Annotated in this window: 16 protein-coding genes; 11 read left to right on the plus strand and 5 right to left on the minus strand. The window is 63.6% G+C overall.

Features of this window, described 5'->3' with window-relative positions; translation table 11 throughout:
* The first annotated feature begins 206 nt into the window (after positions 1-206).
* The 5 genes from ACZYZ4_RS01845 (at position 207) to ACZYZ4_RS01865 (ending at position 7,641) form a co-directional block, all read left to right on the plus strand.
* Positions 207-1,970: an ABC transporter family substrate-binding protein gene (locus ACZYZ4_RS01845; RefSeq protein WP_463857634.1), complete on the plus strand. Its 1,764-nt coding sequence runs from the start codon at positions 207-209 to the stop codon at positions 1,968-1,970.
* Positions 1,971-2,248: 278 nt separating this feature from the next.
* Positions 2,249-3,934: a peptide ABC transporter substrate-binding protein gene (locus tag ACZYZ4_RS01850; protein ID WP_463857636.1), complete on the plus strand. Its 1,686-nt coding sequence runs from the start codon at positions 2,249-2,251 to the stop codon at positions 3,932-3,934.
* Between the two features lie 125 nt (positions 3,935-4,059).
* A complete protein-coding gene (locus ACZYZ4_RS01855) occupies positions 4,060-4,989 on the plus strand; it encodes an ABC transporter permease (RefSeq protein ID WP_463857638.1) in 930 nt (309 codons plus the stop codon).
* Positions 4,979-5,923, plus strand: coding sequence for an ABC transporter permease (locus ACZYZ4_RS01860; RefSeq protein ID WP_463857640.1), 945 nt, complete (start codon positions 4,979-4,981; stop codon positions 5,921-5,923). The genes ACZYZ4_RS01855 and ACZYZ4_RS01860 overlap by 11 nt, the downstream gene beginning before the upstream one ends.
* An 11-nt stretch (positions 5,924-5,934) precedes the next feature.
* The gene (locus ACZYZ4_RS01865) at positions 5,935-7,641 is read left to right on the plus strand and encodes a dipeptide ABC transporter ATP-binding protein (protein ID WP_463857642.1); all 1,707 of its coding nucleotides are present in this window, start codon (positions 5,935-5,937) and stop codon (positions 7,639-7,641) included.
* 94 nt (positions 7,642-7,735) lie between these two features.
* Here ACZYZ4_RS01865 and ACZYZ4_RS01870 read toward each other — a convergent pair whose 3' ends face one another.
* Positions 7,736-8,590: an SGNH/GDSL hydrolase family protein gene (locus tag ACZYZ4_RS01870; RefSeq protein ID WP_463857644.1), complete on the minus strand. Its 855-nt coding sequence runs from the start codon at positions 8,588-8,590 to the stop codon at positions 7,736-7,738.
* Positions 8,591-8,860: 270 nt separating this feature from the next.
* Between ACZYZ4_RS01870 and typA the strand changes: the two genes are divergently transcribed.
* Positions 8,861-10,789 (plus strand): translational GTPase TypA, encoded by a 1,929-nt coding sequence (typA, locus tag ACZYZ4_RS01875; RefSeq protein WP_058931842.1) that lies wholly within the window; start codon positions 8,861-8,863, stop codon positions 10,787-10,789.
* Positions 10,790-10,876: 87 nt separating this feature from the next.
* Here the strand turns inward: typA and ACZYZ4_RS01880 are convergent, their stop codons facing one another.
* Positions 10,877-11,122, minus strand: a complete 246-nt coding sequence (locus ACZYZ4_RS01880; protein WP_082575922.1) for a putative acetyltransferase — start codon at positions 11,120-11,122, stop codon at positions 10,877-10,879.
* Positions 11,123-11,256: 134 nt separating this feature from the next.
* Between ACZYZ4_RS01880 and fdxA the strand changes: the two genes are divergently transcribed.
* The 3 genes from fdxA (at position 11,257) to ACZYZ4_RS01895 (ending at position 14,258) form a co-directional block, all read left to right on the plus strand.
* A complete protein-coding gene (fdxA, locus tag ACZYZ4_RS01885; RefSeq protein ID WP_056344030.1) occupies positions 11,257-11,583 on the plus strand; it encodes a ferredoxin in 327 nt (108 codons plus the stop codon).
* 13 nt (positions 11,584-11,596) lie between these two features.
* On the plus strand, positions 11,597-12,745 hold the full coding sequence (gene dapC / locus ACZYZ4_RS01890) for a succinyldiaminopimelate transaminase (RefSeq protein ID WP_463857647.1): 1,149 nt from the start codon (positions 11,597-11,599) through the stop codon (positions 12,743-12,745).
* 229 nt (positions 12,746-12,974) lie between these two features.
* Positions 12,975-14,258 carry a citrate synthase gene (locus ACZYZ4_RS01895; RefSeq protein WP_252567441.1) on the plus strand — a complete coding sequence of 428 codons (1,284 nt, stop codon included), beginning with the start codon at positions 12,975-12,977 and terminating at the stop codon, positions 14,256-14,258.
* 144 nt (positions 14,259-14,402) lie between these two features.
* On the opposite strand, the gene galE is transcribed toward ACZYZ4_RS01895, so the two are convergent.
* Positions 14,403-15,416 carry a UDP-glucose 4-epimerase GalE gene (gene galE, locus ACZYZ4_RS01900; protein WP_463857649.1) on the minus strand — a complete coding sequence of 338 codons (1,014 nt, stop codon included), beginning with the start codon at positions 15,414-15,416 and terminating at the stop codon, positions 14,403-14,405.
* 63 nt (positions 15,417-15,479) lie between these two features.
* On the opposite strand from galE, the gene ACZYZ4_RS01905 reads away from it, so the two are divergent.
* On the plus strand, positions 15,480-16,091 hold the full coding sequence (locus ACZYZ4_RS01905) for a TetR/AcrR family transcriptional regulator (protein ID WP_463857651.1): 612 nt from the start codon (positions 15,480-15,482) through the stop codon (positions 16,089-16,091).
* 94 nt (positions 16,092-16,185) lie between these two features.
* Positions 16,186-16,797, plus strand: a complete 612-nt coding sequence (locus ACZYZ4_RS01910; RefSeq protein WP_463857653.1) for a hypothetical protein — start codon at positions 16,186-16,188, stop codon at positions 16,795-16,797.
* Between the two features lie 69 nt (positions 16,798-16,866).
* On the opposite strand, the gene ACZYZ4_RS01915 is transcribed toward ACZYZ4_RS01910, so the two are convergent.
* On the minus strand, positions 16,867-17,724 hold the full coding sequence (locus tag ACZYZ4_RS01915; RefSeq protein WP_463857655.1) for a hypothetical protein: 858 nt from the start codon (positions 17,722-17,724) through the stop codon (positions 16,867-16,869).
* A gap of 7 nt (positions 17,725-17,731) precedes the next feature.
* Positions 17,732-18,772, minus strand: coding sequence for a 2,3,4,5-tetrahydropyridine-2,6-dicarboxylate N-succinyltransferase (gene dapD / locus ACZYZ4_RS01920; RefSeq protein ID WP_463857657.1), 1,041 nt, complete (start codon positions 18,770-18,772; stop codon positions 17,732-17,734).
* Positions 18,773-18,792: the final 20 nt, after the last annotated feature.

Genomic DNA, 18,792 nt, shown 5'->3' on the forward strand with positions numbered 1-18,792 from the left:
CTTTCATTCAGTCATGCGGCCCAGTCTGGCACAGCCTTCAGTCCGCAGAAAGTCCGCAAGAGGTCCAGAAGGGTGCAGTTTTAGGCGACATTGGCCCACCCCTTGAGCCGCTAGAATTCAAGGAAAACAACGACCTTCAACGTTGCGCGGGTATATAAGGTAGGTTCCGCTTCAACGTCTGATTCCGGACAGGCAAAGGAGACGGCATGCCCGTGAGGCGTCTGATTCAGGTCATCACCGGGGCCGTCGCTGCGGCGCTGGTTATCTCGGGTTGCTCCGCTTCGGGGGGAGCGCCTCCGGTGGTGGTCGGTGAGACGAACCGCGGCGGCAGCGTCACCGTGGCCGAGGTGAATGCCTTTACCTCCTTCAACCCGTTCAGTGCCGACGGAAACACGGACATCAACACCAAGATCGGCCACATTACTCATTCCGGGTTCTACTACGTGGATGACACCGAAAAGGTGGTCCGGAACGAGAAATTCGGCCGGTACGAAAAGATCTCCGACAAGCCGCTGAAGGTGAAGTACACCGTCAATGAGGGTGTGAAATGGTCCGACGGCGAAGCCATCGACGCCGGCGACCTCCTCCTGTCCTGGACAGCCGGCTCGGGCTACTTCGACGACGCTGAACCCCAAGCGGGGACCGGCACATCGTACTTTTCGGCCGCAGCTGACAAGAGCGGCCTGGCGGCCACCGCACTCCCGGAGATCGGCAGCGACGGGCGTTCCATCACCCTGGAATACGCCGAGCCGTACGCGGATTGGGAAGTATCGTTCGACGTCGGGCTCCCCGCCCATGTTGTCGCCGCCAAAAGCGGCCTCAACGACGAAGACGATCTCGTCGACCTGATCAGGGACTCGCCCCGGGGTGACTCCAAACAGCCCTTGGTCAACGCCCCGCTGAAGCGGGTCAGCGACTTCTGGAACTCAGGCTTCGACACCAAGACGCTTCCTGATGACCCTGCCATGTACCTTTCCAGCGGCCCCTACATTGTCAGGGACATCGTTCCGGACGCCTCGATCCGGCTGGTCCGGAACAGGGACTATGTCTGGGGACCGGAGCCCTACCTGGATGACATCACCGTACGGTTCACCGGTGCCGCCTCTACCGCCATCGCCGCGCTCAGGAACGGCCAGGCGGACATCATCGCCCCGCAGCCCTCTGCCGCTACCGAAAGCCTCTTCGACGGACTGGTGGAGCAGGGCAATACCGTCCAGCGCTACAGCCAGTCCGGTTACGACCACCTCGATCTCAACTTTTCGGGACCGTTCGCGGACAAGGACGTCCGGGAAGCGTTTTTGAAGACCGTTCCGCGGCAGGAGATCGTGGATGACGTGGTGGGCGGATTCGTCGCCGACGCGAAACCGCTGGACTCACACGTCTTCCTGCCCGCCCATCCGAAGTATCCGGATGCCGTGAAGGACAACGGTTCGGCCGAATACTCCGACCTTGACATCCAAGGCGCAAAGTCGCAATTGCGCGATGCTGCTCCGACGGTCCGCATCCTGTACAACAGGGACAACCCCAACCGGGTGCGGGCCTTTGCCCTGATCCGCGACTCGGCCCGCCTCGCCGGATTCACGGTTGAAGACGCGGGCCTCGGCAGCTCGGACTGGGTAAAAGCGCTCGGCGGCGGCAGTTACGACGCCGCCATCCTCGGCTCTATCGGCCCCGCGGTCGGCGTCAGCCGCGTCCCGCAGATATTCAAAACCGGAGGCGGCAGCAACTTCAACGGATTTTCCGACGGCGACGCGGACAAGGCGATGGAGCAGCTGGCCGGCACCACGGACCTGGCAAAGCAGGACGAACTGTTGGCCGACACTGACAAACGCGTGTGGCGAAGCGCCTACGGGCTGCCGCTCTACCAGACCACTGGAACCGTCGCTTTCAGCAGTCGCGTGACGGGTATCAAGCCCAGCTCCGGCCCTTTGGGCGTCTGGTGGAATGTGTGGGAGTGGCACCTGAAATAGACCGTCCTGGCGGCTTGTCGCTGTTGTGGCAGCCCGGCCCCGTCCTCGATTCGCAGCATCTCCTACCGACGAGTAGCATGTGACTTGCGCAACTTCCGGGGACCGGCTAGTTGTTCACGGTTAACTGGTTACGGTTTAGCAACGGAGTACCACTATTTGGACTTTGTGCGGTTAGGCTACTCGTATATGTAGGCCAGGTCACAGTGGGAACCTGTGACGGGCCTGCCGGGGAGCAAAAGATTTCCCCTGAATATCTCCCACAACTCATAGGAGGCGGAATGCGTTTCACGCGCACTTCCAAAGCACTCGGCATGGTGGCGATCGCTGCCCTTGCCCTGACCGGCTGCGGCGCTGGAGGCGGCAGCAATGACGGTGCCAGCCAGTCGGCCGGCGATCCCAACAAGGTGATCACCGCGTACAGCAACGAACCACAGAACCCTTTGCTGCCGGCAAATACGAACGAAGTTTACGGCGGCCGCGTTGTCGAGCTGCTCTTCGAAGGCCTTCGCAGTTACGACGCCGACGGCAAGCCGGTCAACTCGCTTGCAGAGTCCATTGAGTCGCCTGACGCGCAGAACTGGACCATCAAGGTCAAGCAGGGCCAGAAATTCACGAACGGCGAAGCGATCACCGCCAAGACGTTTGTTGATTCTTGGAACTTCGCGGCGAACTCCAAAAACCTGCAGAACAACGGATTCTTCTTCGAGTCCATCGAGGGCTATGCAGATGTCTCGGCCGTGACCACCGAAACAGCAGCTGATGGCAAGACCACCACCACGCCGGCGCCCACCGCCGAAGCGATGTCAGGTCTGACGGCTACAGACGATTCGACCCTCGTGGTGAAGCTGGCACAGCCGGAAGCTGACTGGTCGCTCCGCCTTGGCTACTCAGCGTTCTTCCCGCTGCCGTCCGCAGCGTTGGCGGATCCGAAGACCTTCGGCGAAAACCCGGTAGGCAACGGTCCGTACAAGTTCGAAAAGAGCGGTTCCTGGGTACATGACCAGTCGATCTCCCTCGTCAAGAACGCTGAATACAGCGGTCCCCGCGAATCGAAGAACGGCGGCGTGACCTTCAAGTTCTACACCGATCCGGGCCCCGCATACACGGATCTTCAGGGCAACAACCTGGACGTCACCGACGTATTGCCGTCCAACGCACTGAAGACTTATGTCACGGACTTCCAGGACCGCAACGCCACCAAGGCCGTGGCCACCAACTCCACCCTGAACATCCCGGGTTACAACCCGAACTTCCAGGGTGAAGCCGGCAAGCTGCGCCGCCAGGCTCTGTCCTACGCCATCAACCGCGAAGAGATCGCCAAGGTAGTCTTCAACGGCACCCGCACCCCGGCCAAGGCTTACGCCCCGCCGGTCATCGATGGCTTCAAGGAAGACCTTAAGGGCAGCGAAATCCTCACGTTCGATGCTGCCAAGGCCAAGGACCTGTGGGCCCAGGCTGACAAGATCCAGCCGTACGACAGCTCCAAGCCGCTGCAGATTGCCTCCAACACTGATGGTGGCAACAAGGAATGGATTGACGCCGTAGCCAACGGCTTCAAGAACAACCTCGGCATCCAGGCCGAAATCCAGCCCTTCGCCAAGTTCGCTGAAGTACTGAACCTGCGCAAGTCCCAGTCCCTCCCGGGTCTGAGCCGCGCCGGCTGGCAGGGCGACTACCCGTCGCTGTACAACTTCCTCGGACCGGTCTGGGCAACAGGCGCATCCTCCAACTACGAGAAGTACTCGAACCCCGAGTTCGACAAACTGCTCCAGGAAGGGCTTGCCGCCAAGACCACCGGTGCGGCGAACGACAAGTTCAACCAGGCCCAGGAGATCCTCTTCGAGGACCTTCCCGGACTGCCGCTCTGGGATTATACAAAGCCGATCGTGTGGAGCGAAAACGTAGTGAAGGCCGAAACCGGCTGGAACGGCGGAATCCTCTACTACAACATCACGGCCAAGTAGTCTCCAGGATCTAACTTGCCGCCAGGCAAATGGGGGTCCGGCACAAAGCCGGGCCCCCATTGTCCTGCACGGCAGGAAGGCACAAATGAAACACCTCTCTTCGCATCCAGAAGGCTGGTGATCCGGTGGTCCGCTTTATTCTGCGACGACTCCTCCAAGTGATCCCCGTCTTCATCGGCACCACACTTTTGGTCTACTACATGGTCTTCGCCCTTCCCGGCGATCCCATTGCGGCGCTCTTCGGAGACCGCCAGCCCCCGCAGGCAGTCATCGATACCCTGCGCAGCCAGTACCACCTGGACGAACCTTTCTGGGTCCAGTACGGACTCTTCCTGCAGAACCTCTTCACCTTCAACCTCGGCAACGACTTCACCGGCCAGCCCATCGCGGCAAGCTTGGCGCGGGTCTTCCCCGTCACGGCGATGCTCGCCGCTGAAGCACTGGCCATCCAGGCAATCTTCGGCGTAGCCTTTGGCGTCTTCGCCGGCCTCCGCCGTGGCGGCTGGTTTGACTCCACCGTCCTGGTAGTTTCGCTGGTTGTCATCGCGGTCCCCACATTCGTTCTGGGTTTTGTTTTTCAACTCGTCTTTGGCGTACAACTCGAATGGGCGAAACCCACCGTCGGCGCCAACGCCGATTGGGGCAGCCTGCTGCTTCCGGCAGTGGTCCTGGGCCTGGTGTCGTTCGCCTATGTTCTCCGCCTGACGCGCGCCTCTGTCAGCGAAAACATGAATGCCGACTACGTGCGAACTGCCACCGCCAAAGGCCTGTCACGGCCCCGGGTGGTCATCGCACACATCCTGCGTAACTCGTTGATTCCGGTGGTCACGTACCTGGGCGCCAACCTTGGCGGTCTGATGGGCGGTGCGATCGTGACGGAGGGCATCTTCAACGTCCCCGGCGTCGGCAACAAGCTCTACCAGGCCGTCCTGCGCAGCGAAGGCCCCACCATCGTCTCCATCGTCAGCGTACTGGTGCTGGTCTTCGTGGTGGCCAACCTGCTCGTTGATCTCCTGTATGCCTGGCTTGACCCGAGGATCCGTTATGACCAGTAATATCAGCCACTTTGTGGCGCCCATCGACGAAACTCCGTTGCTGGCAACCGACACCGTCAAGACTGACCAGGCACCGCTGAGTCTGTGGTCGGACGCCTGGCGCAAGCTTCGCCGTCGTCCGCTGTTCATTATTTCGGCGCTGCTCATCCTGGCACTTGCCGTGGTGGCGCTGTTCCCGGGCCTTTTTTCGTCCGTCGCTCCGAACGACGGCTGCGTACTGGCCAACTCGGAAGGCGGCCCCACGGACGGTCATCCCTTCGGCTTCACCTTCCAGGGCTGCGACATCTATTCCCGTGTGGTCCACGGAACCCAGGCTTCGCTTTCAGTGGGTCTGCTCTCCGTGCTCTGCGTCCTGGTTATCGGTGTGACCGTGGGAGCCCTTGCGGGCTACTACGGCGGCTGGATCGATGCCGTGCTTGCCCGCCTCGGCGACATCTTCTTTGCGCTGCCCCTGATTCTTGGTGCACTGGTGATCACCCAGTTGCCCTTTTTCCGTGAAAACAAGAGCGTTTGGAGCGTCGTGTTTGTCATTTCGCTGCTGGCATGGCCGCAGATGGCACGCATCACGCGCGGCGCGGTCATTGAAGTGCGCAATGCCGACTTTGTCACGGCCGCCCGCTCACTGGGCGTTTCAAAGTTTGGCGCGCTGGTCCGCCACGTCCTCCCTAACGCCCTGGCACCGATTATCGTCCTGGCCACCCTCGAACTGGGCGTCTTCATCGTGGCGGAAGCCACCCTGTCCTTCCTGGGCATCGGCCTGCCGCAGAGCATCATGTCCTGGGGAAACGACATCGCCGGTGCACAGGCTTCAATTCGAACCAGGCCGGAAATCATGCTCTATCCGGCGGCGGCGCTGTCCATTACCGTGCTGAGCTTCATTATGCTCGGCGACGCGGTCCGTGACGCCCTCGATCCCAAGAGCCGGCAGCGATGAGAGAGAAAGAGATGACTGCTCCAGAAATCCACATCGATGAGGCCGGATCTGCGGGAGTGAAGCCACTGCTGGAAATCCGCGACCTGGCCATCACGTTCACCACCGGCAGCGGTGAAGTCCAGGCCGTCCGCAACGCGCACCTCACCATCATGCCGGGAGAAACCGTGGCAATCGTGGGGGAGTCGGGCTCAGGCAAGTCGACTACGGCACTCGCAGCCATCGGCCTGCTGCCCAATAACGGCCGCGTTTCCGCCGGACAGATCCTGCTCGACGGCGAGGACATCGCCCACGCCACGGAGCAGCGGATGATCGAACTGCGAGGCAATACGATCGGCATGGTCCCGCAGGACCCCATGTCCAACCTGAACCCGGTCTGGAAGATCGGCTACCAGGTCAAGGAAACTCTCCGCGCCAACGGCAGGCCCAGCGGCCCGGATGACATCGCCCAGGTACTGTCCGAGGCGGGACTGCCGGATGCCCACCGGCGCGCCAAACAGTACCCGCATGAGTTCTCCGGGGGGATGCGCCAGCGCGCCCTCATTGCCATCGGACTGTCCTGCCAGCCGCGCCTGCTGATCGCGGATGAGCCGACGTCGGCACTGGACGTCACGGTCCAGCGGCAGATCCTGGATCACCTGGACACCATGACCACGGACCTGGGTACAGCCGTCCTGCTGATCACCCATGACCTGGGGCTGGCCGCAGAACGGGCGGACAAAGTTGTGGTGATGTACCGGGGGCAGGTGGTGGAGGCTGGGCCTTCGCTGGCGTTGCTCCAGAATCCGCAGCACCCGTACACCAAGCGGCTGGTTGAGTCTGCGCCGTCACTGGCGAGCCGAAGGATTCAGGTCGCCAAGGAACAGGGTCTCGAAGCGTCAGACCTTCTGGCTCCTGCTGCGGAGGCAGCTGCCGCGGACAACTTCCTGCAGATCCAGGACCTGCGCAAGGTCTACAAGCTCCGCCAGGGCCTGGGGAAAACGACGGACTTCGCGGCTGTTGACGGGGTGAGCTTCGATGTTAAGCGGGGCACCACCACGGCTATCGTGGGGGAGTCCGGCTCGGGCAAATCCACCGTGGCAAAGATGGTGCTGCAACTCGAAAAGCCTACCGACGGGAAGATCCTTTTCGACGGCGTCGACACCTCGCTGTTGAAGTCCTCGGAACTGTTCAAGTTCAGGCGGCGAGTACAGCCGATTTTCCAGGATCCATACGGCTCCCTGGACCCGATGTACAACATCTTCCGCACCATCGAGGAGCCCTTGCGGGTCCACAAAATCGGTGACGCCGCCAGCCGTGAAAAGAAGGTCCGCGAACTCCTGGACCAGGTGGCCCTACCTCAGTCGACCATGCTGCGGTACCCGAATGAACTCTCCGGTGGCCAGCGTCAGCGCATTGCGATTGCGCGGGCCCTGGCCCTGGACCCCGAGGTGATCATCTGCGACGAAGCCGTGTCCGCGCTGGACGTGCTGGTCCAGGCGCAGGTACTCAACCTGCTTGCGGACCTGCAGGCCAATCTCGGGCTGACCTACCTCTTTATCACCCATGACCTGGCTGTGGTGCGGCAGATCGCCGACCACGTCTGTGTGATGGAAAAGGGCAAGCTGGTGGAGACCGGTTCCACGGACGATGTCTTCGAGTCCCCTCAACAGGAGTACACCAAGGCACTGCTCAACGCCATTCCCGGTGCGAAGCTGATGCTTCCGCCCGAAGTGGCCTGATACGGCCGCAGTATTCCGGGTTAAGGATGGAGCCGGTGCCTCAGGGCACCGGCTCCATCGCCTTTAACGGACTGTTCGTCGGATAAGAGTCTGTTTAGTCCGCCGGGGTTGCTGCGGAAGCTGCCACCGGTATTGTGTCGTCCAGCGGTGGGCCTTCGAGCCCCAACTGCCGAAGCCTGGATTCAAGCAGCCCGCCCAGTGACCTGCGGCCTGCGGCATCCATGTGGACGGCATCTGCCAGGTTCTTCGCGAGGTTGTATTTCGACAGCCAGTCGCCCACGCCCACAAAAGGTATGCCGTGCCGGGCCGCCGCGGTACCCAGCAGCGCGTCCACCTGCGTCCTGCGCCCGCCGCCGTGGTCGGCGCCGCGGGCCAGGGTGCCGATCATGGCCATCCCGACGCCTGGATAGCGGTCCCGGAGTGCGCCGATCAGACGGTCGGCGTTGGCCACGATCTGGGCATCGGTAGCACCGCGCGCGGCGTCGTTGCCGCCGCCCTGGATGACGATCAGCGCGGGTGTCCCGTACGGCAGCTTCCAGTCGCCGCGCTTTAAGGCGTCGATGTAGTTGCCCGTTTTGCCGTTGGACGCCACGAATCCCGTTCCGCCGAGCCCGCAGAAGTGGACCTTGTAGCCAACGGCGGCAAGGCCAAGACGCGGCCAGCCGTCAGCGGGCTCGGATTGGGAATCGCCGATCAGGAGGGCAGTGTGGCGCATATCCGGCACCACCACCTCGTCACGCCCGCTGGCCGGGTTGCGGTACACAGAACCGGCAGGCAGGCCGATCGGATCGCCGCCGCGGGCCTGGTATGCGCCGGCCGCGGCCGCCTGTACCGGGGACGGCGCGCCGGAATCCGGGGTGGCTGCTGGGGCCTGTCCGCAGCCGCCCAGGAGCGCGGCTACCGCGATTCCAGATGCGACAAAGCGGGTCAGAGCCGAGGCATTTCGCATCAGGGGTTCTCCGGGCTTGCTGTGGCTATCAGAGCAATGATGTGGCATCCAGTCACAAAAATCCAGTGAGCTTGGTCACTCTTTGGGGCGTGGCGCGCCGAAACTACCCGCCGGCCGAACTGTGCCGATCCGAGATTTTTAGGCCAACAATAGGCTCAGCGTTTAGAATGAGGGAAGGAGCCCTGTGTTATTGGGCTAATCCGTCGTGCGTTCCGGTTGGAAATGTCGCGATACAACAGCTGACTTCACCACTGAATCGAGCAATCACGCATGTCTGAAACCACCACCAACACCGCGGTAGCCACTGCATCACGCAGTGACCTCCGCAACGTCGCGATCGTGGCCCACGTTGACCACGGCAAGACCACTCTGGTCGATGCCATGCTCAAGCAGACCAACTCCTTTGCCGAACACAACCACCTCGAAGACCGCGTCATGGACTCCGGTGACCTGGAGCGCGAAAAGGGCATCACCATCCTGGCCAAGAACACCACCGTGGCCTACAACGGACCGTCCTCCAACGGTGAAACCATCACCATCAACGTCATCGACACCCCCGGCCACGCCGACTTCGGCGGCGAAGTAGAGCGCGGTCTGTCCATGGTGGACGGCGTTGTACTCCTCGTTGACGCTTCCGAGGGCCCGCTGCCCCAGACCCGCTTCGTGCTGCGCAAGGCCCTGGCCGCGCACCTGCCGGTTATCCTCCTCGTCAACAAGACGGACCGCCCCGACGCCCGCATCGAGGAAGTTGTCCACGAGTCGATGGACCTCCTCCTGGGCCTCGCCTCGGACCTCGCCGACGAAGTTCCGGACCTGGACCTGGACAAGATCCTCGAAGTGCCGGTCGTCTACGCAGCAGCGAAGGTAGGCCGCGCTTCCCTGGACCAGCCCGCCGACGGCTCCGCTCCGGACAATGAGGACCTTGAGCCGCTGTTCAAGACCATCATCGAGCACATCCCGGCTCCGACATACAACCCGAACGGCGTGCTCCAGGCACACGTCACCAACCTGGATGCCTCCCCGTTCCTGGGCCGTCTTGCCCTGCTGCGCATCTACAACGGCACCCTTCGCAAGGGCCAGACCGTTGCCTGGGCGCGCGCCAACGGAGAGCTCAAGAACGTCAAGATCACCGAACTGCTGGCCACCAAGGCACTGGACCGTGTTCCCACCGAGTCTGCAGGCCCGGGCGAAATCGTCGCCGTCGCCGGCATCGAGGAAATCACCATTGGTGAAACCCTGACCGATGTCGACAACCCGCAGCCGCTGCCGCTGATCACCGTGGACGATCCCGCGATCTCCATGACCATCGGTATCAACACCTCGCCGCTGGCCGGCCGGGTCAAGGGCGCCAAGGTCACGGCCCGCCAGGTTAAGGACCGCCTGGACAAGGAACTGATCGGTAACGTCTCCATCAAGGTTCTCCCCACCGAGCGTCCCGACGCCTGGGAAGTACAGGGCCGTGGCGAGCTCGCGCTGGCCATCCTGGTCGAGCAGATGCGCCGTGAAGGCTTCGAACTGACTGTCGGCAAGCCGCAGGTTGTCACCCGGACCGTCGACGGCAAGATCCACGAGCCGATGGAACACATGACCATCGACGTTCCGGAAGAGTACCTCGGCGCCGTCACTCAGCTGATGGCCGCCCGCAAGGGCCGCATGACCAACATGGCCAACCACGGCACCGGCTGGTGCCGCATGGAGTTCATCGTTCCGGCCCGTGGCCTGATCGGGTTCCGCACCAAGTTCCTCACGGACACCCGCGGCGCCGGCATCGCAGCCTCCATCTCCGAGGGCTACGAGCCCTGGGCCGGCCCGATCGAGTACCGCACCAACGGTTCGATGGTGGCCGACCGCGCCGGAGTTGTGACGCCGTTCGCCATGATCAACCTGCAGGAACGTGGCTCCTTCTTCGTTCGCCCCACCTCCGAGGTTTACGAAGGCCAGATCGTCGGCGAGAACTCCCGCGCCGACGACATGGACGTCAACATCACCAAGGAAAAGAAGCTCACCAACATGCGTGCCGCTTCCTCGGACACCTTCGAGAACCTGACGCCGCCGCGCGACCTCACCCTGGAAGAGTCCCTCGAATTCGCCCGCGAAGACGAGTGCGTCGAGGTCACCCCGGAGTCCATCCGCATCCGGAAGCTCATCCTGGACGTCAACCAGCGCGCCAAGTCCACCCGGGCACGCGCCAAGGCCTAGTCCTAAATAGCACGTAACTGAAGCTGCCGGTACGGCAGGCGGGAATCCCGCCGTCGTGCCGGCAGTTTCCTTTATGTCAGGAAAGCGTCAGTTGCGGACGCGGGCTGGGCGCCGCTCCGGCGCCGGTGGCACCTCCTTGGCAGCCACCACCAGGTCCAAAGGGATAACGACGTCGGCCTTCCGCGTGCGGACTGTGCAGCCGCCGTCGTCAGTGGCCACCAGATGCCCCAAGGCATCGGTCAGGCCGCCGTCGATCCGGTAACGGACCACAACCCGTGTTCCGGGCGGAGCGGTGGCCAGAAATTCTCGGGGCGTAGGCTGGGCGGGACTCACCAGTTCATACTAAGGTGGCCCGCTAGGTTCGCGTGGACGGGCTGGGAGATAATAGGCTCGGAAGTCAACAGTCCGGCCGGTGCCGGATTCAAGCGCCGGCCACTGCCGGGAAATATCGTGGAGAGGCAAGGGACGTGACGTACGTAATCGCGCAGCCGTGTGTAGATGTCAAAGACAAGGCATGTATTGAGGAATGCCCCGTTGACTGCATCTATGAGGGTGAGCGTTCCTTGTACATCCACCCCGACGAGTGTGTCGACTGTGGTGCATGCGAGCCGGTATGCCCGGTGGAGGCCATCTACTACGAGGATGACACTCCCGAAGAGTGGGCTGACTACTACAAGGCCAACGTCGAATTCTTCGATGACCTGGGTTCGCCCGGCGGCGCCGCCAAGGTGGGCAACACGGGCAAGGACCACCCGATGATCGCCGCCCTGCCGCTGCAGAACCAAGACCACTGAGCCGGGCATCGCGTTGACCGCAGCCGTGAACAGCTTTGGCCTAAGTCTGCCCGACTACCCGTGGGGGGCCATGGCACCGTACCTGGCCAAAGCCTCCGAACACCCCGGCGGGGCCGTGAACCTCTCAATCGGCACGCCCGTCGACCCTACTCCGGCCTTGATCCAGGCTGCCCTCAGGGCCGCCGCGGACGCCCCGGGATACCCCACGGTCCACGGCACCGTTCCGTTGCGGGAAGCCATTGCGGCGTGGTTTGAGCGCCGCCGCGGCGTCCCCGGCCTGGACCCCAGGAACGTTATGCCCACCGTGGGCTCCAAGGAACTGGTGGCGTGGCTGCCGCTCCTGCTCGGGCTGAAGCCGGGCGACGTCGTCGTCCGTCCCAAGGTTGCCTACCCCACCTATGACATCGGGGCTACTTTCGCCGGCGTCACCTGTGTCGCCACCGACCACCTCGACGAGTTGGACGATGCCACCCGCTCACGAGTGCGGCTGATCTGGGTGAACTCCCCGGGCAACCCCACCGGAAGCGTCAGGGATGTTGATTCCCTCAAATCTATTGTGGCGCAGGCCCGCGACCTGGGTGCCGTGGTGGCGTCGGACGAGTGCTATGCCGAACTCGGGTGGGGCGCCTGGGACGCACAGCGCGGCGGCGAGCCCGTGCCCAGCATCCTGGATCCGCGCGTATCCGGCGGGTCCCACGAGGGCCTTCTGGCCGTGTACTCGCTGAGCAAGCAGTCCAACGTGGCAGGTTACCGCGCAGCGTTTGTGGCCGGTGACCCGGCCATCATGGCCAACCTCGTCAACAGCCGCAAGCATGCAGGCATGATCGTCCCCTACCCGGTGCAGGAAGCAATGCGGGTTGCACTGGGCGACGACACCCACGTTCAGGCCCAGAAGGACCTCTACCGCGGACGCCGGGACCGCCTGGTGCCGGCAATGCAGGGCTTTGGGCTGGAGATCAAGGATTCCGACGCCGGACTGTACCTGTGGTCCACCGCCGGAGAGAGCACCTGGGACACCGTGGCACGGCTGGCTGAGCGGGGCATCGTGGTGGGGCCGGGCGTCTTTTACGGCGAGGCCGGCAACGGGTTTGTGCGTGTCGCACTGACGGGCACGGACGAGCGGATTGACGCCGCCGTGGCCAGGCTGGCCACGACGCCGTAACAATCATGTGACTCGCACCACAAAGACGGCATTTTACGGGGGTTTCCCACGCTTCCGATTAGTGACACCCGCAATCGGGCGGTACTTTTTAAGTGACTATCGATGGTGGCTTTCTACAAGAAGGCAGCCCGGGTGTTGGATTCCTGGATGAACAGGGTCAGTGCCACGGCTCACCGGATGTTGGATCAAGCTTTCGACAGAGGCCCACGCGCCTCATGAAGGGGACTCCATGACTGAGACCAACAGCGCAACCCTGCACCATGCAGGAGGCGAGCTCAAGCTCCCGCGCATCCAGGTTGTTGAAGGAAACGAAGGCTACGACGTTTCCAAGCTGCTCAAGCAGACGGGCGCAGTCACCTTTGACCCCGGCTTCATGAACACCGCAGCAACCACCTCCGCTATCACTTACATCGACGGCGATGCGGGCATCCTGCGTTACCGCGGGTACCCCATCGAGCAGTTGGCGCAGCACTCCAGCTTCCTCGAGGTTTCCTACCTGCTGATCTACGGCAACCTGCCCAGCCCCACCGAGCTGGAAGCCTTCGACCAGCGCATCCGTCACCACACCCTGCTGCACGAGGAGCTCAAGGGCTTCTTCAGCGGCTTCCCGCGTGACGCCCACCCGATGCCCGTGCTGTCCTCGGCCGTGTCGGCGCTGTCCACGTTCTACCAGGACTCCTTGGACCCGTTCAACGCCGAGCAGGTCGAGGTGTCCACGTACCGGCTGCTGGCCAAGATGCCGGTCATCGCGGCCTACGCCCTGAAGAAGAGCATCGGCCAGCCCATGCTGTACCCGGACAACTCCCACAACCTCGTGGAGAACTTCCTGCGCCTGAGCTTCGGCCTTCCCGCCGAGCAGTATGAGGTTGACCCGGTCATCGCCAAGGCGCTGGATCTCCTCCTGATCCTGCACGCTGACCACGAGCAGAACTGTTCCACTTCCACCGTGCGGCTGGTGGGCTCCTCCAACGCCAACCTCTTCGCCTCGGTGTCAGCCGGCATCAACGCCCTCTTCGGCCCCGCCCACGGCGGCGCCAACGAGGCAGTGCTGAAGATGCTCCGCCAGATCCAGGCCGACGGCACCAAGCCCGAGGACTACATGGAGAAGGTCAAGAACAAGGAAGACGGCGTCCGCCTTATGGGCTTCGGACACCGCGTCTACAAGAACTACGATCCGCGCGCCAAGATCGTCAAGGCCACCGCCCACGAGATCCTCAGCAAGCTCGGCGGCAACGACGAACTACTCGAGATCGCCATGCGCCTGGAAGAGAAGGCGCTGAACGATGACTACTTCATCCAGCGCAAGCTCTACCCGAACGTGGACTTCTACACCGGCCTGATCTACAAGGCCATGGGCTTCCCGGAGAAGATGTTCACTGTGCTGTTTGCGATCGGCCGCCTGCCGGGTTGGATCGCCCAGTGGCGTGAAATGATCAGCGACCCGAACACGAAGATCGGCCGCCCGCGCCAACTGTACATCGGCGAGCCTGAGCGTGACTACCCGGTCCGCTGACCCGGTAACGCCACCTGACGGACGACGGCGGCCGCCGTCGTTAAGCACCATCGATTGCTCCCCACCGCTCGGCCAGGGAACCCTGCTGGCGTGGGCCCACGGCCGTTTTTGGCGCTCAAAAGGGCCCGTGCGGAGCAATCGATGCTAGGTGTCGTAGCCGAGGGGGTTGTTCTTCTGCCAGCGCCAGTGGTCCTCGCACATCTGGTCCACGGTCTTGGTGGTGGACCAGCTCAGGTCGGCAAGGGCTGAGTTGGCGTCAGCCCAGAACGCGGGGAGGTCGCCCGCCCGGCGTCCGGTGATCTCGTACGGGATGGGCTGGCCCACGGCCTTCTCGAAGGACCGCAGAACCTCCAGCACAGAGGAACCCTTCCCGGAGCCAAGGTTCCAGCGGTAGACGCCTGAGCGGTCCGCGACGTGGTTGAGGGCTGCCACGTGGCCTTCGGCGAGGTCCACCACGTGAATGTAGTCCCGCAGGCAGGTGCCGTCAGGGGTGTCGTAGTCCCCGCCGAACACCATGAGCTTGTCGCGGCGTCCCACGGCCACCTGGGCGATGAAGGGCACCAGGTTGTTGGGGATGCCCTGGGGGTCCTCGCCGATGCGGCCTGACGGGTGTGCGCCCACCGGGTTGAAGTAGCGCAGCAGGGCAATGTGCCAGCGGCTGTCAGCGGCGCCCAGATCGGCGAGGATGTCTTCGATCTGTTCCTTGGTGCGGCCGTACGGGTTGTTGGCGCCGATCTCCATCTTTTCCACGTAGGGGATGGGATTGTGCTCGCCGTACACGGTGGCGGACGAACTGAAGACGATGGAGCGGACGTCGTGGCGGTCCATAACCCGGATCAAGTTCAGCGTGCCTACGAGGTTGTTGTAGTAGTACTTGAGGGGCTCGCGGACCGACTCACCCACGGCCTTGAGCCCGGCAAAGTGGATCACGGCGTCGATCGTGTGGGCGGCAAAGACGCCTTCCACTGCGGCTTCGTCCACCAGGTCCACGTTGTGGAATTCCGCGGTCCTGCCGCTGAGTTCGGCTACCCGGCGCAGTGACTCCTCGCTGGAGTTCATCAGATTATCGATCACCACCACATCGTGGCCGGCTTCCTGCAGGGACAAGACTGTGTGCGAACCGATGTACCCGGTGCCACCTGTGACCAGAATTTTCATGCCCCCACGCTATCCCAATCCGCGGATGCGAGGATTTCAGCACAGGTGTGCTAAATAATAGGGGTGCCCAAAATTGTTGATGCCGAAGCCCGGCGCGCAGAGATCGTTGAAGCGGTCTTCAGGATAATCGCCGTCGACGGCCTCGAGCGCGCGTCGCTGCGGGAGGTGGCAGATGAAGCAGGCCTCGCCGTGGGCTCCGTCCGGCACTACTTTGCCGGCAGTGAAGAACTGCTCAGCCATTCCTTTGCCGCCGTTGTGGACCGGATCACGGGCCGGCTCACAGCGGCATTGCCGGCGATAGCCGCCAACGAGCCCGGGACCGGCCCGCATCGTGAGGCGGTTTTAACCCTGCTGAGTGAATTTCTGCCGCTCGACGAGGATCGTGCCGTGGACGCCTGTGTGTGGATGGCCTTTAAGAACGCGGCCAGGATCCGTCCCTTCCTCGCAGCTGAGGCCGATCGGAGCCACCGGGAGGTGGCTGCCGTCGTCGGGCAGGTGATCACGGCCCTGGTGCCGGACGACGGCGTCGGGCAGCAGTCGCTGGCGGTCGAGGCAGAGAGACTGCTGGCCACGTTGGACGGGCTGTGCATGCACGCCCTCCTGCAGTCCGCCTGGATGACGGCACAGATGTGCCATGACGTCCTGGACCGGCACCTGAGGAGCCTGGCCGCCTGACATTACCGTCCGGTGGCATCGGGAATAGACTGGGAGCCGGGGGAGCGGAACCGGCTGGTCAGGCCGGTACAGGCAGGCCACAGGAGGAGTAGGGATGCATCACACAGGTGGTTCCGGCTGGCAGATCACCACGGATACGTCCGGGCCCCTGATGATCGCGCTCTTTGTCCGTGATGCGGCAGGACTCGACGGCGCCGGCCACCCTGCGTTGTCGCATGCCGCGCCGAAGATCCGCCATGCCGACCACTCTCACCTCACCGCCGACGTCGGCGGGCAGAGTGCGCTCAAGACCGAATGGGAAGCCTGGTGGGAGCAGCTGCTGAAGGCACACCCCCAGACGTCACCGGAGCTGTCCCCCCCGGATTTTGGGGAATTCGGAAATTCACCGGCCCTCCAGCGTGTCCTGCAGGCGCATTTCGGGTCAGCCCTCACCTGGGCACGGGAGCGCCGCAGCGAGTACGTCCGACTGGAAGCCGAACGGGTGGCCAGCGGTTCGGACCAGCTGTTGGGCGACCTGGTGGATGACCGCCTGCTGGAGGTGGGCCGGGGGTCACGGGACTTCACCCTGACCATCATCGAACTGCCGCTAAACGAACAGCGGGCGTGGTACCTGGAGCCGGACAAGATCATCATGAGCCATAACCTCATGTCCGCGCCGGAGCTCTTCCGCAGCTACGTCCAGCCCGTGGTGGACATCCTGGTCTGAGGCTGCGCGGTCAGCACCCTGGCACTCGGCAGGCAGGCACTCAGCACGCGGGCATCAGCACCCAAGCAGTCAGCTGCCGCTGCCGGCCGGTGCCACAGTAATGCGGACCTGGCCGGCCGGCGCGTCGGATTCCTGCCAGCCGCCCTGATCTCCGCGGTCCCAGCTCCGGCCGGCAACATCCACGCGCGTCACCGCCAGGCCCTTGGCGTTGGCAACTGCCCACTGTGCCACTGACCACGCCTGGGTGCCGTCAGCTTCCACCACCAGGGATTCATTCTCCGTGGTGATTGCGAGCGGCCCGTACGCCTGGGCAAGCTCGGACTCGACGGCGGCGGGGATGCCCGGTTCCTGCGGTGCGCGCAAAGTGCAGAGCACGGAGGCGGGAGTCTGGCCAGTCAGGCCGGATGCGAAGGAGCGGCCCATATCTTCGTGTTGTGCGTAGGCGAGGGGATAGGCCGAGCGCTGGACGCGCTGGGCGGCGTCGGTGATCTCCAGGGATTCATAGCCGGGAATCTTGACCAGCGCATCGTAGAAGGCATTGGCAGCGTAGTACGGGTCCATGACCTGGGCCTCGGTTCCCCACCCCTGCGAGGGACGTTGCTGGAAGAGTCCTCGGGAGTCCGGGCCGGCCTGGTCGCCATGGGCGATGTTGCGCAGCTTGGATTCCTGCATGGCGGTGGCAAGGGCGATGCTGGCTGCCCGGGGAGGCAGCCCCCGCTGCACCGCCACCGCTGTGATCAGTGAGGCATTAACCGCCTGGTCCGTGGCAAGCTCCCCGCTCTGGGTCCCGACGTCGGCCGTGCAGCGCTCCGAGACCAGGGTTTCGGAGCGCTGCAGGAGAGAGACCGCCGTGTAGATGCCTGCGCCCGCCAGCGCCAGGGTGAGCAGCAGCACGGTGGGGCGAACGAAACTGCGTCCACGTGCCACGGACGGGTCAGTTGGCGTGGAGAGCGTCGTTGAGTTCCACTGTCTGGCCCTTGCGTGGCAAGGCCTCCACGGCGCCGGTGGTGGAGTTGCGGCGGAACAGGAGGTTGGAGACCCCGGACAGCTCGGCTGCCTTGACGATCTTGGCGGTGTCCTCGCCATCCTCGTCCTTGGGCCCGGGAACGAGTACGCGGGTTCCTGCGGTGACGTAGAGGCCTGCCTCTACCACGGAGTCATCGCCGATGCTGATGCCGACCCCGGAGTTCGCCCCCAGCAGGACGCGCTCACCGATGACGATCTTTTCCTTGCCGCCCCCGGAGAGGGTGCCCATGATCGACGCGCCGCCTCCCACGTCGCTGCCGTCGCCGGCGACGACGCCGGCCGAGATGCGGCCTTCCACCATGGAAGAGCCCAGGGTGCCGGCGTTGAAGTTCACAAAGCCTTCATGCATCACAGTGGTGCCTTCGGCGAGGTGGGCACCGAGGCGGACGCGGTCGGCGTCGGCGATCCGGACACCGGAGGGCACTACGTAGTCCACCATGCGCGGGAACTTGTCCACGCCGTATACGGTGACGGCGCCACGGCGGCGAAGCTTGGCGCGGGTCAGCTCGAAGCCTTCCACGGCGGCGGGGCCGAAGTTGGTCCACACCACGTTGGGGAGCTTGCCAAAGATGCCATCCAGGTTGATGGTGTTGGGCCGGACCAGCCGGTGGGAGAGGAGGTGCAGGCGGAGGTACGCGTCGGCGGTGTCAGCCGGAGCTTCATCGAGGTTGATCTGGACGAAGACCACCTTCTGCTCGGTCCCTCGGTCCGCGTCGGTGCCGCTTGCGGCGAGCTGGATCAGGGTTTCGTCCGCATTCTCCACGGCGCGCAGGTTATCGGCCGCAACGCCCAGGGCGGGCGCGGGGAACCAGACGTCAAGGACGGTGGCTTCGGCATTTTCCTCGCCCGTGGCACTGGCGATGGTTGCCAAGCCGAAGCCGTAGGCGGAGCGGGCTTCGGAAGTTGCGTTTTGGTTCTCGGGCGCGGCGGAGGTAGCGGTCTCAGTCATGGCCCCAGTCTAGCGAGAGG

It is taken from the genome of Pseudarthrobacter adonitolis (assembly GCF_055412845.1).